This is a genomic window from Mucilaginibacter polytrichastri, assembly GCF_001911425.1.
GTDB lineage: Bacteria > Bacteroidota > Bacteroidia > Sphingobacteriales > Sphingobacteriaceae > Mucilaginibacter > Mucilaginibacter polytrichastri.
In genome coordinates, this window is the sequence record NZ_MPPL01000001.1 from 2,668,923 (window position 1) to 2,684,783 (window position 15,861).

15 protein-coding genes are annotated in these 15,861 nt (G+C 42.4%); 7 read left to right on the forward strand and 8 right to left on the reverse strand.

From position 1 onward, the window contains the following. Nucleotides 1-24 precede the first annotated feature (24 nt). The 4 genes from rpmA to RG47T_RS11435 form a co-directional block, all read right to left on the reverse strand. A complete protein-coding gene (gene rpmA / locus RG47T_RS11420) occupies nucleotides 25-456 on the reverse strand; it encodes a 50S ribosomal protein L27 (RefSeq protein WP_074489590.1) in 432 nt (143 codons plus the stop codon). Between the two features lie 34 nt (nucleotides 457-490). Beyond that, a complete protein-coding gene (gene rplU / locus RG47T_RS11425) occupies nucleotides 491-799 on the reverse strand; it encodes a 50S ribosomal protein L21 (RefSeq protein WP_074489591.1) in 309 nt (102 codons plus the stop codon). 77 nt (nucleotides 800-876) lie between these two features. Next, entirely contained in the window at nucleotides 877-1,383 is a 507-nt protein-coding gene (locus tag RG47T_RS11430) for a hypothetical protein (protein ID WP_083627381.1), read from the reverse strand. Nucleotides 1,384-1,531: 148 nt separating this feature from the next. Next, the gene (locus tag RG47T_RS11435) at nucleotides 1,532-2,929 is read right to left on the reverse strand and encodes a dicarboxylate/amino acid:cation symporter (protein ID WP_074489592.1); all 1,398 of its coding nucleotides are present in this window, start codon (nucleotides 2,927-2,929) and stop codon (nucleotides 1,532-1,534) included. A gap of 61 nt (nucleotides 2,930-2,990) precedes the next feature. On the opposite strand from RG47T_RS11435, the gene RG47T_RS11440 reads away from it, so the two are divergent. The 4 genes from RG47T_RS11440 (at nucleotide 2,991) to RG47T_RS11455 (ending at nucleotide 5,273) form a co-directional block, all read left to right on the forward strand. Further along, nucleotides 2,991-3,518: a hypothetical protein gene (locus tag RG47T_RS11440; RefSeq protein WP_074489593.1), complete on the forward strand. Its 528-nt coding sequence runs from the start codon at nucleotides 2,991-2,993 to the stop codon at nucleotides 3,516-3,518. A gap of 53 nt (nucleotides 3,519-3,571) precedes the next feature. Then, the gene (locus tag RG47T_RS11445) at nucleotides 3,572-4,069 is read left to right on the forward strand and encodes an RNA polymerase sigma factor (protein ID WP_074489594.1); all 498 of its coding nucleotides are present in this window, start codon (nucleotides 3,572-3,574) and stop codon (nucleotides 4,067-4,069) included. Further along, nucleotides 4,056-4,646 (forward strand): hypothetical protein, encoded by a 591-nt coding sequence (locus tag RG47T_RS11450; protein WP_074489595.1) that lies wholly within the window; start codon nucleotides 4,056-4,058, stop codon nucleotides 4,644-4,646. The genes RG47T_RS11445 and RG47T_RS11450 overlap by 14 nt, the downstream gene beginning before the upstream one ends. A gap of 105 nt (nucleotides 4,647-4,751) precedes the next feature. Continuing rightward, entirely contained in the window at nucleotides 4,752-5,273 is a 522-nt protein-coding gene (locus RG47T_RS11455; RefSeq protein ID WP_074489596.1) for a GNAT family N-acetyltransferase, read from the forward strand. 61 nt (nucleotides 5,274-5,334) lie between these two features. Here the strand turns inward: RG47T_RS11455 and RG47T_RS11460 are convergent, their stop codons facing one another. Beyond that, nucleotides 5,335-6,204, reverse strand: a complete 870-nt coding sequence (locus RG47T_RS11460) for a metallophosphoesterase family protein (RefSeq protein WP_074489597.1) — start codon at nucleotides 6,202-6,204, stop codon at nucleotides 5,335-5,337. 26 nt (nucleotides 6,205-6,230) lie between these two features. Then, the gene (locus tag RG47T_RS11465) at nucleotides 6,231-8,747 is read right to left on the reverse strand and encodes a phosphocholine-specific phospholipase C (protein WP_074489598.1); all 2,517 of its coding nucleotides are present in this window, start codon (nucleotides 8,745-8,747) and stop codon (nucleotides 6,231-6,233) included. 185 nt (nucleotides 8,748-8,932) lie between these two features. Between RG47T_RS11465 and RG47T_RS11470 the strand changes: the two genes are divergently transcribed. Further along, the gene (locus RG47T_RS11470) at nucleotides 8,933-9,970 is read left to right on the forward strand and encodes an Atu2307/SP_0267 family LLM class monooxygenase (protein ID WP_317041632.1); all 1,038 of its coding nucleotides are present in this window, start codon (nucleotides 8,933-8,935) and stop codon (nucleotides 9,968-9,970) included. Between the two features lie 440 nt (nucleotides 9,971-10,410). Here the strand turns inward: RG47T_RS11470 and RG47T_RS11475 are convergent, their stop codons facing one another. Continuing rightward, nucleotides 10,411-11,415 (reverse strand): LLM class flavin-dependent oxidoreductase, encoded by a 1,005-nt coding sequence (locus RG47T_RS11475; protein WP_083627382.1) that lies wholly within the window; start codon nucleotides 11,413-11,415, stop codon nucleotides 10,411-10,413. Nucleotides 11,416-11,621: 206 nt separating this feature from the next. Between RG47T_RS11475 and RG47T_RS11480 the strand changes: the two genes are divergently transcribed. Beyond that, a complete protein-coding gene (locus RG47T_RS11480; protein ID WP_074489600.1) occupies nucleotides 11,622-12,080 on the forward strand; it encodes a VOC family protein in 459 nt (152 codons plus the stop codon). Nucleotide 12,081: 1 nt separating this feature from the next. On the opposite strand, the gene RG47T_RS11485 is transcribed toward RG47T_RS11480, so the two are convergent. Next, complete coding sequence (locus RG47T_RS11485) at nucleotides 12,082-15,471, reverse strand: DEAD/DEAH box helicase (protein WP_171972518.1); 3,390 nt, start codon at nucleotides 15,469-15,471, stop codon at nucleotides 12,082-12,084. Between the two features lie 250 nt (nucleotides 15,472-15,721). Between RG47T_RS11485 and RG47T_RS27080 the strand changes: the two genes are divergently transcribed. Further along, nucleotides 15,722-15,861 (forward strand): glycosyltransferase family 2 protein (locus tag RG47T_RS27080; RefSeq protein WP_354525463.1); only part of this gene is annotated, 140 nt, incomplete at its 3' end.

Consider the following 15,861-nt stretch of genomic DNA (forward strand, 5'->3'; position numbering starts at 1 on the left):
TTTCAAATATGTTAAGCTTAAAAATTAAGCTACTACTTCTTCAGTATCTGTAGATGTTTCAGTTTTAGGTGCTTTTGGCGCCTTAGCTGCTTTTGGAGCCGGAGCTGCTTCTTCAGCAACTTCTGCTTTAGGTGCTTTTTTAGCTTTAGGCTCTGCAACTGGTGCTACAGGCGCTGCTACTTCAGCATCTTCTAATTCTTCTACATAAGGAATGATAGATACGTATGAACGATTATCTGCTTTTTTACGGAACACAACGTGACCTGTAACTAAAGCGAATAATGTATGGTCTCTACCGATACCTACGTTTTTATCTGGATTGTGTTTAGTACCACGTTGACGAACAATGATGTTACCTGCTAATGCTGGCTGACCACCGAAAATCTTGATACCTAAACGTTTGCTATGCGACTCACGACCGTTTCTTGAACTACCGGCCCCTTTTTTATGTGCCATATCTAAATGTCTTTTTTTAGGGTTAAACCTTTAATTATAATGTGATACCAGTAATTACAATCTTGGTGAATTGCTGGCGGTGACCGTTTTTCTTCTTGTAACCTTTTCTTCTTTTCTTTTTGAAGATGATCACTTTATCACCCTTAACATGAGACATGATAGTTGCTGAAACTTTAGCTTTTGATAAATCAGCACCAAGCTGAAATTTACCTTCGTTTTCAGCCAACAATACCTGGTCAAATTCAATACTAGCGCCTTCATCTCCCTGTAAACGGTGTACAAAGAGCTGCTGGTCTTTTGCAACTTTAAATTGCTGTCCGGCTATACTTACTATTGCGTACATTGGTTAATATTATTTTGTTTAAAATTCGAGGTGCAAATATAGGAATAACGTTTTAAATATGCAACGCTGCCCGGTTTTTATTTATTCTGGCGGATCTCGGCTTCATCCAATACCTTTTGAATCTCTTTAATCAGTCGCTGATTGGCATCTTTTAATGATGGGTCGCCGTCAAAAGCATCATCATACAATACCTTTTTACTTTTATGGGCATAGTTAAATTCCATGTAGTAATGCGGCGAAACCACTTTTCTGGAAGTGTCACGTGGTTGTTCATTAGCCGGGAAATCCCAAAAACCAAGGTCGGATGCTTTGCGGTGCAGAAACAATAATTCGTCTTTGTTTAAATGCAGGTGTTTTTTTACCAGGTGGCCGTCTTTGGTCATGTACTGGTAGTCGCCTGTTTTGGAGTTGTACTGGTTAACCAAACTATCGCCTTTGCCATATTTAAATACCATCGACTGGAATTCTGCAAACTTATATGGTGCGTTTTTAATGATCATCCCATAGTAATACATGCAATACAATAGAAATGGCACAACAACACTAGCCGCAAGGACGATTTTCTTAGTACGATTAATAGACATCAGTATATGTTATTTATTTTTTGTGTTAGTATCGCAAGCTTGTTATGCTGAGGCACTCGAAGCATCCCCCACATTACGGAGCGGCTACAAAGTTAATAAGATAGTTTATAGATTATTTTATTCGTGTAATGATGACAGTAAAATTAAATCAATCAATTTCTATATCATCCTTTTCCGGCCCCAGTTCTCCCTCCCATTTGCTTACTACGGCAGTTGCCATAGCATTGCCAAGTACATTAGTAGCAGAGCGCCCCATATCCAACAGCGGATCTATACCTATTAATAAGGCAAGTCCAGCTTCGGGGATACCAAATGCAGCAATAGTACCGGCAATAACAACCAATGACGCGCGCGGTACACCGGCTACGCCCTTGCTGGTAAGCATAAGAATAAGCAGCATAGACAGTTGCTGAGAAAATGCTAAATGAATACCGTAAGATTGAGCCAGGAAAAGCGAGGCAAAGGTCATGTACATCATAGAGCCATCGAGGTTAAATGAATAGCCAAGCGGCAGCACAAAACTTACAATTTTACTGTTACAGCCAAATTTCTCCAGCTCTATTAATACGCGGGGATAAGCGGCTTCGCTGGTTGAGGTACTAAAGGCTACCAGCATGGCGTCTTTAATATTATTTACCAGTTTAAAGGCTCTTGTACGCAGTACAAAGAAACCTGCCAATATAATAACCAGCCAGAGGATCAATAATGAGAAATAAAACTCGCTGATAAATATAGCATAGGTAGACAATACCCCTACCCCCTGCTTGGCAATAACCACCGTAATGGCACCAAATACGGCAATAGGCGCCAGTTTCATCACATAGCCGGTTATCTTTAATATCACGTGGGCAAAAGCATCCATGGCTTTGATAACCACTGTTCCCTTTTCGCCAATGGCACCGGTTGCTACCCCGAAGAACAGCGCGAAAACCACAATCTGCAAGATCTCGTTATTAGCCATCGCCTCGATAAAGCTTTTAGGGAAAACATGGCTTATAAAATCGCGCAGCGATAAACCCGTTGTTTTAATATCAGTCCCCAAATGGCTATCCGGTAAGGGTACGTGCATGGCTTTACCGGGCTCAAACAAATTAACCAGCAGCATACCTAATAATAAAGATACCAATGTGGCACTTAAAAACCACAGCATGGTTTTACCGCCAATACGCCCAACAGAAGCAACATCGCCCACTTTAGCTACGCCAACAACCAGTGTAGTAAATACTAGTGGTGCTACTACCATTTTAATGAGGCGTAAAAAAATGTCGCTTAAAACACTAAAGCCGGTTAATTTGTCTTCCCGTAATGTATCGTTTGTTTTACGGATGGTTACCTGTGCGGCCCTTTGTAATTTAAGAGTTTTAAAATCGGCAACGGTGGTATCCTTCATTTCAACAATGCGGGTATCAATGGCTTTAATTTGCGCATCGGCCGTGCTGATGTTATAGTTTATTTTATCTATTACCTTTACGTTATAGATATACCCGGTAATAACACCGGCAACAAGGGCAATAAAGATAAATAAGGTAAGTTTATTTTTGGTCATGCAGTATGATTAATGAGGCGAAGCTACAATTTATTAATTTTTTGGTGAAATTTAGGTTTGGATGAGTATAAACACTTACGGAATAAGGGAAATTAAAACAGAACTAAAGCATTTAAGCGCTGTGCAGTTGAACGACTTGTGCCTGCGGATGGCAAAGTACAAGAAAGAAAACAAAGAGCTGCTATCATACCTGCTTTTTGAAGCGCATGACGAGGAGGCCTTTATTGCCAGTGTTAAAGCCGAAACCGGCATGATGTACAGCCAATTAACCAACCCAAGCTACCAGCAGGCCAAAGGTATCCGCAAGATTTTGCGGGTAATTACTAAGCACGTTAAGTTTATGGGTTCTAAGCAAGCCGAGGTTGAATTACTGATACAATTTTGTAAGGATTACCTCGATTATGCCGACCGCCGGTCGAATTATAAACCGCTGCGGCAAATTTTAATCAGGCAGCTTACCAAAATAAAGGCAGCAATTGGTAAATTGCAGGAGGATTTGCAATTCGACTATCAGCAGGAATTTAATGACCTGGTAATGGATGCCGATAAAAAGCTGAATTGGATTAACAAGTCTGAATTTTTGATGTAACATATCGGCCGGCCCGATGTCTAAAACTTAAACTAAACAATAAATAATCACTCGTGGCTGATAAAGATGCTGCCTTCAAGCAAATATTTGAAGCTAACTCCAAAAAGATATACCATTTGTGCTATGGTTACACCGGTGACGATGACGCCGCTAACGACCTTTTGCAGGACACGTTTTTAAAAGTGTGGCAAAACCTGGATAAGTTTCGCAACCAGGCACAAATTTCAACATGGATTTATCGTATTGCGGTTAACACTTGCCTTACTTACCTGCGATCTGAAAAACGACAGGCTAAAGATGAATTAACGCCACTGCTTGCGGATACGCGCCGGGAAGAACTTTCGGACAAAAATGAGCAGGTGGCTTTACTGTATAAATGTATCTCGAAGCTGGAAGAGACGGAGAGGATTATAATAACGATGGTATTAGATGAGATGCCATACCCCGAAATTGCTGAAATTTCGGGTATATCAGAGGGGAACCTGCGCGTGAAGATTTATCGTATTAAACAAAAATTAACCGACTTATTTAACCACTATGAAAGACTTTGAGCATTTGATGTCGGTTTGGCAGGCACAGCCGGCCAACGATCAGCTTTCGGTGGACGAGGTGCTGAAACAAGTAAAAAAGGGCATTGGCAGTATAACAGCCAAGCTTTTCTGGGGCATTGTGGCCATGATAGCGCTTACCGTTTATACATTTGTGGTATTATTCTTTTTCACTTTTAAGCTTTGGGAAACTTATGCCGGTATAAGTGTAATGTTTGTTACCATGCTGCTTTATTTAACCCTTATTTTAAGGCACTATCGCATACTGCACAAACGTGACTTAACTGTTAGCCCTACAGAATACCTGAACACCCTGAAAGAATACCAAAAGCAACGAGCAGCCCTGGCAGGCTGGTTCTATTATATTTATGTGATACTGATAAGCGCCGGTTTAGCTTTATACCTGTTCGAGATATTAGAACATGCGTCTGTTTTAAAACGCACGATGATTTATAGCTTTACCATAGTATGGGTACTTTTTTTAACCTTTTACCTAAAACGCCGCATATTTAAAAGCGAAGAAGAAAAACTAGATTTGATGATAGAACGGTTGGAGCGATTGGAAACACAATTTGAATAATTGATTTGTCATGCTGAGTTGCAGCGAAGAATCTTCTTCAACATACTTTACACTTGTAGATCGAAGAAGATTCTTTACATGCGTTCAGAATGACAAGTATTGAATATGAGCACGCTTATCATCCTCAAAAGAATCGAACTCAACGAAGTTCAATCTTTATTAACGATTAGCCGCGAAATGTTTTTCACGGCTTTTGCGCATTTAAATAATGCGGATGATATGGCAGCTTATGCAGCCAAAGCTTTTACGATTGAAAAGTTAAGCGATGAACTTAACAACCCGGATTCGCATTTCTATTTTGCTTGGTTAGATGAGCAGATAGCTGGGTACATGAAGCTCAATACCAACAATGCCCAAACCGAATTACAGGATACTAAGGCCTTAGAAATAGAACGCATTTACGTTGATGCCCGTTTTCAAAACAGGCAGATGGGTAAACAACTGCTACAATTTGCTACCGAAAAGGCCATAAAATATAAATGCAGCTACATTTGGTTGGGTGTTTGGGATGCCAATCACAATGCCATCCGTTTTTATGAACGCAACGGCTTCCAGATCTTCAGCAGCCATGACTTTATGCTGGGGAATGATTTGCAGACAGATTTATTATTGAAGAAAACGTTATAAATAAGGTATATAACCTATGTTGCCCCTATTAAAAGGGTGCGTATATTATTACAATAACTCATTAAATCAGCTTATTACTATTCAGTTTAGGGGTTTGACTGGCGTTAACCTGGTAGGTTGAGATCTGGTTATCCTCCCCTACTTCTACAATGCGGTAACCTTTGTATTCTGTACCCCAATTACCCCCAAAATGCGAATCGAACAGGTGCGGAAATTTATTGGCTCCTGTATATCTGATCCCATCCAGGGTATGGTCGTGCCCGTGGAAAGCTGCTTTAATGTTTGGGTAAGCGTGCAGCAGATCAACAGTTTCCGGGCAATCTAAAAATATAGACTTTTCCTCAGGCAGCCATTGGTGCGGCGCAATGTGCAGTATGGCAAATACAATAGCTTTGCTTTTAAATTGCTCAAAGGATGCCTTCAGGAAGGCATTATCGGGGCATACATACTCTCCTCTGGTATTGGCGGTATTGGCAAAGACAAGGCCGATGTCGCCATGCTCTACAGTGTATTTATCCTCATAGCCGAATACGCTTTTCCAGATCTTGCCATCGGCCCAGTCATGGTTACCGGGGATGGTGTAATAAGGTACAGCCAATTTATCCAGATAGGTTTCCTTCACCTTGGGTAACAGATCCGGGCGATTGTGCACTAAATCGCCATTTACGATCACAAAATCAAGGTGATTGGTATGATGCTCTTTATTAATCCAGCCAATCATATTGTGGTAAAAGGTATCAGAATCGGTATCGGGCTGTGCATAGTGCCCATCTGAAACCAGCGCAAAACGCAGCTTAGTTTTGCCGGCTGCCTTAACCGGCTTATGATTGTAATTGCTATCGGCAAATGAATTAAGAGCGGGCAATAAATTAATCCCCGCTATACCTGCAGTTATTCCGGCTTTAATAAACGTACGACGTTTGTTACTCATTTTAGGTATAGATAAAAGATCAGATATTACACTATTCCGCCCATTAATGGGTCGGTTTTAGTTGGTATACCGGTTTCTACACGGCCTGCAAAGCGTTCTTCAAAATTATCGTGTCCACTTAGCTTCACGCTGAAATCGTACCAACCATAATTTTTAGATAAGTTTAAAATCACCTTAGCGGAACTTCCGGCCGCAACCACCTGGCTCTTGTTATCTGCCTTATAACTTTTATCGCTAATAACTACGGTATGTGCTTTGGTATCCTGGTTGGCGATGGTTATTATTACATTGCCGGTTAGTTTTGCGGCATTGAATCTGCCTGCTTCATAATCGCAGCTTATTTTAACCAAAGGATTATTTTTACTGCCTGCAAACTCACGGTAAAACCCATTGGGCCCGTAAACTTTTAAATGATATTCGCCGTTTTCAAAATCATTAATGGCCCATTCATCTTTTAGTGTATCACCTGCTGCGGCACTGTAATCCCAGGCGCGCAGTTCTTCCTGCTGGTATGGGTTAGCAGCGTATACCCTAAAAGGCGACCCGGTAGCTTTATTACCAAACACCTTGTTCCCAGCACTAAACGCTATCTCGTAGGTACCTTTAGCCTTATTAAAACTGCCATTGGTATATAATTCATAAGGCAGTGCACAGGCCGGTTTAACCCCTTTTTCTTGCTTGGGGAAATAGGGCGACTGGTTATGATCGGTATTGATCTGCGCAACTTCATCAGCAGAAAGGTTTTTGTAGTTTGTTGGGGCTTCTTTAAATTTTGCCTGATGAATCCCTTCTATGAAAGGCTTTTTCTGCAAAAACACAGGGCCGTCAATTTTTTCACCATGGTATGGGCGGAAGGCCGACGTAAGGTCTCCGCAGATGGTTCTGCGCCATTGGGTAATGTTTTCTGCCTTAACTTTTTTACTGTATTTCTTTTCCAGGAAGTTTTCTACAAATTGCAGAGACGAAGTATGGTCGAACACCTCAGAGCATACATACCCACCGCGTGTCCATGGTGAGGCGATAATCATCGGTACACGGTAACCCAGGCCTATTGCCCCCTCCCTGATATTGCTTTCTGTTGCCGAAGGATTGGTCTGCTGATCGCGGGTTACAAAATCCAATTTAGGATCAATACCTGCCGAAACCTTACCGGTATGCTCTTTATATGGATTGGGCACGATGTAAGGCGGCACATGGTCAAAGTAGCCATCATTTTCATCATAGGTGATCACAAAAACGGTTTTCTTCCACACCTCTGGGTTTTGCAATAAAATTTCCATTGCCTCGCTTACATACCAGGGGCCAAACCACGGCTCGCCGGGGTGGTCCGAAAAATGAGCCGGCGGCATCAGCCATGAAACGGTTGGCAAAGTACCATGCTTAACATCCTCCCTAAACTGATGAAATATATCGCCTTTCGGCACATTTAACTTCCGCTCGTTACCGTTATCATCATATGCTAATGATACTAATTCGTGATAATCCGGGTCGTTTACATTGGTAGAGAAAGCTTTGTTATTTAAAGCCTGCTGATGCTTTGGTAACTTATCAAAATGCTCCTGTGTATACTTTGCCTGCGCAGCCTCGATATTGGAGAGCAGTTTTTTTGCCGCAGCCAACCTGGTTACTGTACGGCCTTCTTGTGTATCCTTTTCAAGATCAGCAATTTGCTTTAGTATGTTATCCTTTTTAACCTGTAAGCCTGCAATACCGCCTGCATGCAAGCGTACGTTGTATTGCTTAAAGTACTCCAACACATTGGTGCCGAAATTACTTAGCCAGGCATCCTGCTCTTCTTCTAATTCCTGGCCCATGGTTAGTTCATTTTGGTAAACCTTCCAGGTTACCCCGCCCTCTTCCAACCTCTCCGGGAAAGTGGTCCAGTTTAACTCGGGATAATTATAATTGTCTATATTCCATAAATGGGCAATGCCTTCGGGCTTATTAGCTTCGCGAACGGTGCCCGTCATCCAATAATAACGATTAGGGTGTGTACCGGTTATGCTGGAGCAAAAGTTTTGGTCGCACACGGTAAAAGCATCGGCCAGTGAATAATAAAATGGAAAGTCAGACCGGTCGCAATAGCCCATGGTTAACGGCATATCGGCGTAATTTTTATTCCGAGCCTTTTTCACATCCAGCCATTTGTCATACTTACCATTGTTCATGGCATCGGTTTGGTCGCTCCAACCGTGTGGCAGCGAACCCATCCAGGCAATTTTGGTATCCTTTACATCGAGGTGGAAAGGCCCGTAAGTTTCACCGGCCTTGTTGGTTTGCAGCCAAACCTTATTTTTATTGGGCAAATGAATAGCACGGGGATCATTATAACCACGCACGCCTTGCAAAGTACCCAGCTGATGATCGAATGAGCGGTTTTCCTGCATCAAAAACACAATATGCTCGGCATCATAAAAGGTACTGCCGGGTTCGGGGTTAATAGCCAATGCCTTTTGTATAACCGGAGGCAAGGCATTGGTAGCAACAGCAGCGCCGGAAAGCAATGCTGCCTTTTTTAAGAAATCCCTTCGTGAATCTAACATCTTTAAATAATTCTTCAGTAAGTGTACCGGCAAAACTATCGTTTCAATGTTAATTTAGTTTTAAACCCATAACATATCACATTGATAGTTGTAAATAAATGATGCAGTTTATTTACTGCGTGTAATTAAATGGCTTCGAATACATGTTGCAACACGTATTCGATATTTCTTTATTAAATTTGTGCATGATGGAATTAGGGATCAGCACATTTGGAGAGGTACACCCAGATGGGGTTGCCGGTAAAGCGGTAAACGCTAACAAACGGGTACAGGAATTATTGGAAGAAGTTAAACTGGCCGACGAGATTGGCCTGGATTTGTTTGCCTTTGGCGAGCACCACCGCCCCGACTTTGTAATATCGGCACCAGAAATTTTTATGGCTGCGGCAGCGGCTGTTACTAAAAACATCAAATTGTCCAGCTCTGTTACTGTACTAAGTTCTGCCGACCCGGTGCGTACCTTCCAGAATTTTGCCACGGTTGATCTGATCTCAAATGGCCGTGCAGAAATGATTGCGGGCCGGGGTTCATTCATAGAATCGTACCCCCTGTTTGGTTATGACCTTGACGATTACGATGAGCTATTTACCGAAAAGCTGGAAATGTTTCTCCAAATCAATAAACAGGAAGTGATCTCATGGAAAGGCAAGTTCCGTGCCCCTATCCAAAACCAAGGCATTTATCCGCGACCAATTCAGGAATCGATACCTGTTTGGCTGGGTGTTGGTGGTACGCCGGCATCTGCCGTGCGGGCAGGTAAACTTAATTTACCTTTAATTATTGCCATACTGGGCAGTTCGCCGGCACAATTTGTTCCTTTTGTTGAACTGTACCGCGAAGCGGCTGCAAAAGCAGGACACGATGTAAGCAAGCTGCAACTAGCCATTAGTTCTCAATTCTACATGGCCGAAACTACCCAACAGGCAGCAGACGAGTTTTACCCATCGTACGAAGCACTGATGAACCGGGTTGGCAAAGACCGCGGCTGGTCGCCAATGAGTAAACCGCAGTTTGATTACCTGCGCAATGATGGCCCGTTGATAGTTGGCGATGCACAATTGGCCATTGATAAAATAATGGCGCAATACGAGTTGTTTGGCAATACCCGCTTTGTAGCCCAATTGGTTACCGGGCATACGCCGCACAGTAATATTTTAAAAGCAATAGAATTGTATGGTACTAAGGTTGCACCAGTGGTAAGGAAAGAGACGGCAAGCAAGTAAACTATATAAAACTCGTTGTGCCGATATGCATGTGATAAACCTGTACTGTAGGATGCCGAAACAAGTTCGGCACGACGAATGCTATGTGTACGATATACTTGTGATAGACCTGTACTATGGGATGCCGAAACAAGTTCGGCACGACGAATGCTATGTGTACGATATAGATGTGATAAACCTGTCATGTGGGGTGCCGAAACAAGTTCGGCACGACGAATGCTATGTGTACGATATACTTGTGATAGACCTGTACTATGGGATGCCGAAACAAGTTCGGCACGACGGGAATTAAACCAAGAAGGGCATTGTGCTGTTGCACAATGCCCTTCTTATATATTGAATATTGTCATTCTGAGCGGCAGCGAAGAATCTTCTGCTGTATACAAATAGTTGAAGAAGATCTTTAGCTATCGCTCAAGCTGACAAAAGGGTTTAACAGCTTACTTCAATACTTCTGAAAACAACTCGTAAGACCGTAGCCTTGCCTGGTGATCAAAAATATGTGAAGTTACCATCACTTCGTCAACCTGCGTTTGATCTAAGAACGATTGCAAATCGGCCTTAATAGTCTGCGGACTGCCGAAGAAAGAATAAGCCAGCATTTGTTCGGCAGCTTCTTGCTCAAAGTAATTCCAGGCACCTTCCATGGTGTCAATTGGCGGCGGTAATAGCTGGCGTTTGCCGGTTACTACGCCTACAAAAAATTGCTGTACCGATGTTGCCAGTCTTATGGCCTCTTTGTCTGTATCTGCTGCTACCACGTTTACGCACGATAGTACGTAGGGCTCTTTCAAATGCTCAGACGGGATAAAGTTATCGCGATATAGCTTAATAGCCGTCATAAAGTGTGCCGGCGCAAAGTGGCTGGCAAAGGCATAAGGTAAACCCATCGCTGCGGCCAAACGAGCGCTATCGGGGCTAGAGCCCAAGATCCAGATTGGGATATCCAAACCTTCACCCGGTATCGCACGCACTTTGCTATCGTAGTTATCTTCTGAAAAGAATTGCTGCAATTTTTGGATATCTCTCGGAAAATTATGTGCAGCGTTAAAGTTTTCGCCACGGATAGCCATCGCAGTCAGCTGGTCTGTACCCGGTGCGCGCCCCAAACCCAAATCTATACGGCCGGGATAAAGCGAAGCCAGTGTACCAAATTGCTCGGCCACCACCAAAGGTGAGTGATTGGGCAGCATTATGCCCCCCGAACCTACACGAATGGTTTTGGTTCCACCGGCAATGTAACCTATCAGCACCGAAGTAGCCGAACTGGCCACATTCATCATGTTATGGTGTTCGGCAAACCAATAACGGGTGTAACCTAACTGCTCGGCATGGTTAGCCATTTCCAGGCTATGTTTAAATGTATCTATTGGTGTTTTACCTTGTATCACCGTTGCCAAATCGAGCACAGAGTATTTAAGGTCTGTTAGTTTTTTCGAATTCATTATAAGATATATTCTTAGTCACAGTATATAAGCTGTGATAACAATCAAAATTAAGGTTTAGTGCTTGTATTGATTGTCAATATATCACAAATGACTTTGGGTTCACAATAATAGCGTTTGTCGCAATCAACCATTTAATATGTCGGGTTTGCACCTAAGAAATATCCATGTACAATACTAAATTTGTATAAACCAATACAAAAACTATGCAACCAACCAATAAGATCACCCCATTTTTGTGGTATAACGACACACTGGAAGAAGCGCTTGAGTTTTACACAGCAATATTTAAAAACTCAGAAATTAAAAGCAAAAGCCACATTGGCGGCAAGCTGTTTACCGCCATAATAGTTATTGAAGGCCAGGAACTGATGCTGCTTAATTGGAGCTCGGAGTTTAAATTTAACCCTTCGGTATCATTATTTGTTAAATGCGACACACAGGATGAGGTGAATTACTATTGGGATAACCTGCTTGCAGACGGCGGCAAAGAATCGCAATGCGGGTGGCTGCAAGATAAGTTTGGATTATCATGGCAAATAGTGCCTAACATATTAGGTGAACTGATGAGCAACCCCGACCGCGAAAAAGCCGGCAGGGTAATGCAGGCCATGATGAAAATGGTAAAATTGGATATAGCTGCTTTGAAAAAAGCAGCTGAGTAAGTTAACTGATCAGCCCCAACAGATCATCTTTACTGAGCGATTTAACAAAGGAGCCATCGGTACGGATAAGATCATTGGCGAGGTCTTTTTTGGCTTGTTGCATCAGCATAATCTTTTCTTCTACCGTGCCGGGGCAAATGAGCCTGATGGCTACAATATGCTTGGTTTGGCCAATACGATGGCAGCGATCTATCGCCTGGTTCTCTACGGCCGGATTCCACCAGGGGTCAACCAGGTAAACGTAATCAGCCTCGGTAAGGTTGAGGCCAGTACCGCCTGCTTTAAGGCTGATAAGGAATACCCGCACGTCGGGGTTGTTTTGAAACTCATTAACTGCTGCTTCGCGGTTGCGCGTTTGGCCGGTAAGGTAGGCGAAGCTGATGCCCCTGCCCTGTAATTCTTTTTTAATCAAATCAAGCATACCAACAAATTGCGAGAACACCAGTATTTTGTGCCTGGGTTGCTTACTTTCAATCTGCTCTATCAGCATATCAATTTTGGCCGATTGACTGCCGGGCAACTTATCACCGCTGAGCAGTAAAGGTGAGTCACAAATTTGCCTCAACTTGGTTAAACCCTTCAATACGTTCATCGGGCTCTTTTTAAGCTGATCGTTATTGGTGGCCGATATAAAATCACGGAACTCTTTCTCATAAGCATCATAAATGTGGCGCTGTTCGGCCTTCATTTCGCAGTGCAGTATCATTTCTGTTTTCTCGGGCAGTTCGGTAGCCACCTGCTGCTTGGTACGGCGTAAAATAAACGGACGGATCTTATTCTGTAATTCTACAGCCCGCTTATTACTCTTAAACTGATCTATCGGGATGGCATAAATATCTTTAAAGTACTGCTTGCTACCCAGTAAACCAGGACAGGCAAAAGAAAGCTGACCGTACAGATCGAAGGTATTGTTCTCTATCGGCGTACCGGTAATGGCAATCTTGTTACGCGATTTTAGCAACCGTACAGATTTATACCGCTGCGATTCGGGGTTCTTAATATTCTGCGATTCATCTAAAAACACATAGTTAAACTGGTAATCTTTAATGAAGTTAATATCAGACAGCAGCGTTCCGTACGAAGTGAGGATAATCTCATACCTGTCAAAGTCTTCAGTGCTTTTAATCCGGTCGGCGCCATAAATGGTATGTATTCGGATGGTAGGTGCAAACTTAGCTATCTCCTGCTGCCAGTTAAATATCAGCGAGGTAGGTACAACAATGATGTTGGTATTGTGCACTACCTTATCTCGCTGCGATAAAATAAAAGCGATGATCTGAATAGATTTACCCAAGCCCATATCATCTGCCAAACAGCCGCCGAAGTTAAACTCATCTAAAAAGTTGAGCCAGTTTAAGCCCGCCTGCTGATAGTGACGCAATGTGGCATTCAGTTCGGCAGGTACCTTTACTTCTGTAATAGCATCAAAGCCTGCCAGTTTTTTGCGGTAGATGTTCAGCTCATCCTTTACCCCATCATCCAGCATTTGCGCATCGTAAAACTGCTCAATGGCAGCAAAATTCACTTTAGCTATGCGGATGGTATCGCCCTCCGTAATCTCGCCAGAGTTAAAATAATCTGCAAATTTCTCTAACCATTCGGCAGGGATAATACCGGTTGTACCGTCATCCAACTGTACGTAACGGCTCTTGTTTTTAACGGCTTTTTGTACATGTTTCAGGGATGCTTTCTTGCGGCCAAAACGTACATCAACCAAAGCATTAAACCAGTTAATACCGCTTAATACCTTAATGTTAATCTTTACCTTATTGGGGTTAAGCTTATTGCCTTCCAGCTCATTAAAGCCAAGTACCGTAATGTTTTGTTGATGCCATTCTTCAAAGGTGTTTAAAAACCATTCTTCATCTAAAAAACGTTTTTTATGGAGATAAAAATAGTGCAGGTCGTTCTCTAACTGCTCGGCAAAATACGGGTGTTGCTTGGTAAGCAGGGCCGTAAAATCAATTTCTTCGGCTTCTTTTCGGGGTACCAAAAACTCTTTCCCTTTCTCGTCCATGGCGTAAATGAGCTTGCGGGTACGTACCGAAATTTCCATTTCGCCGTACCGCATTACTGGGATAATCATTACATGGGTACCAAAGTCTGATAGGTAAATAATCCTTTCGGTGTCTTCGTAAAAACGCTGTTGCTTCAGCTGTATCGGCGTGGCAGGTTTTATATGTGTATAGTCAACCGTAATTTTGTCTTCCAGCTTACTTAACCATTGCGCTTTAAACTCGGGGAATTTACTGGCGTGGATCAGCAGGTTATCGGGTTTCTTTTTCAGCAGTTCGATAACGTTAAGTACCTGCAAATTATCAACCAGGTAAAACACTTCTGCAACCCTTACAAAATAGGTATACCTAATGCTTAGGTCTTTTAATTGATAAGTATCGCCCGACAGATCGATGCTGCCTGCTAATTCAAAAAACTGTTCTTTGGGCGTAACGGTGAGCTTAAGCGTATTAGGTAACAAACGTACCTTTACCGGTAAAACAGAACCTGCTGTTATCTTTTCAGAAACTTCGCTATCATGATAATAAAAATTATAGCCCAACGGATTTTTAACTATGGCCCGTAAAGCGGTTATATCGGCCTCACTTTTTTTAGCATTAAGGTGATTCTGAAATTTATTGATACCCGAATAAAACTTGAGCTGTTGGGCATCCTCTGTTTCCCAAATAAAATCCAGTGGCGCAACCGTGGTTAAAGGGTTTTTGATCTTCCCTTCTTTGGTGACTTGCGCCTTGTAAAGCTCTATAAATAAGTATTTGTAGTACTTATGCTCCTTTAGCACTACAAAAACCTTTTGCTCATCCTCTTCTGCCGGTAATTTACCGGGGGCAGCAATAGGGACGATCATCTCATTCAGCGCATGCAGGCTTTCGCGGGTAACGGGCATCAATGATGCCTGTCGGGGCGTAATTAAAGTCCGTTTGTTGCTGTATTCGAGCTGAAAAAAACTGTCGGGATCGCGCTCGTGCTGCAAACCGTAATCCGCAGCAAACTTTCGGATCTTATCGTGCCGTAATACATCATCGAAAAATATACGCAGCTCATCCCGTTTCAATATGGCGTTGAGAACCTCTGCCTGGTGTTCGCATAGTTTACCTTTCCCGGCATTGCAACCGCATGAAAGCGACATCCTGTTATTTTGCTGTGAAATACTTACAGGCGGAAAAGCAATAGTACTGTATTGATTTGTAAACGTACCATAATCAAGCCCTATTATTGAGGGAATGATATGCTGATAAGCCCTGTCGTCAAAGTAAATACCGATCCGGATATGTTGTGCAATAATTGCCTCGGTGAGTGTGGCTATACTTACACCTTCAAATATTACGCTATGGTTACCGGTTGTATCACCCTGATCGCTAATTATCTTACTCACCCCAGTTTTGCTTCTTGATGTAAAAGGTATAAATATCAAAACTAATTTAACATATCGCCAACTAAATCAAAATTCAAATATCAATTAAGAATGCTTTAAGCAGGCATTGGGCAAACCCATTTATGCTTTTTTAATATTATGTTTTAAACATTACCTAATGAGCAGCTGTCATGCATAAACAAATTAGCTAATTAACAAATCAACAAATTAAAAAAAGTTAATTTAGCAGGCTCAAATGTTTTAATAACAAATGCCCAAAGCTGTTGCCGTAATATTAGTGAATTGGAATACGCCCGTCTTAACGGCTAATTGTATCCATTCGCTGTTTCAATATTGCGACCAGCAGTTGTTTGATATTATAGTGGCTGATAACGGCTCCACCGACAACTC

Excerpts from the sequence above, each read along its gene's own strand:
- rpmA (WP_074489590.1), bottom strand. The coding sequence starts at position 456 with ATGGCACATAAAAAAGGGGCCGGTAGTTCAAGAAACGGTCGTGAGTCG.
- rplU (WP_074489591.1), bottom strand. The coding sequence starts at position 799 with ATGTACGCAATAGTAAGTATAGCCGGACAGCAATTTAAAGTTGCAAAA.
- RG47T_RS11430 (WP_083627381.1), bottom strand. The coding sequence starts at position 1,383 with ATGTCTATTAATCGTACTAAGAAAATCGTCCTTGCGGCTAGTGTTGTT.
- RG47T_RS11435 (WP_074489592.1), bottom strand. The coding sequence starts at position 2,929 with ATGACCAAAAATAAACTTACCTTATTTATCTTTATTGCCCTTGTTGCC.
- RG47T_RS11440 (WP_074489593.1), top strand. The coding sequence starts at position 2,991 with ATGAGTATAAACACTTACGGAATAAGGGAAATTAAAACAGAACTAAAG.
- RG47T_RS11450 (WP_074489595.1), top strand. The coding sequence starts at position 4,056 with ATGAAAGACTTTGAGCATTTGATGTCGGTTTGGCAGGCACAGCCGGCC.
- RG47T_RS11455 (WP_074489596.1), top strand. The coding sequence starts at position 4,752 with ATGAGCACGCTTATCATCCTCAAAAGAATCGAACTCAACGAAGTTCAA.
- RG47T_RS11460 (WP_074489597.1), bottom strand. The coding sequence starts at position 6,204 with ATGAGTAACAAACGTCGTACGTTTATTAAAGCCGGAATAACTGCAGGT.
- RG47T_RS11465 (WP_074489598.1), bottom strand. The coding sequence starts at position 8,747 with ATGTTAGATTCACGAAGGGATTTCTTAAAAAAGGCAGCATTGCTTTCC.
- RG47T_RS11470 (WP_317041632.1), top strand. The coding sequence starts at position 8,933 with ATGATGGAATTAGGGATCAGCACATTTGGAGAGGTACACCCAGATGGG.
- RG47T_RS11475 (WP_083627382.1), bottom strand. The coding sequence starts at position 11,415 with ATGAATTCGAAAAAACTAACAGACCTTAAATACTCTGTGCTCGATTTG.
- RG47T_RS11480 (WP_074489600.1), top strand. The coding sequence starts at position 11,622 with ATGCAACCAACCAATAAGATCACCCCATTTTTGTGGTATAACGACACA.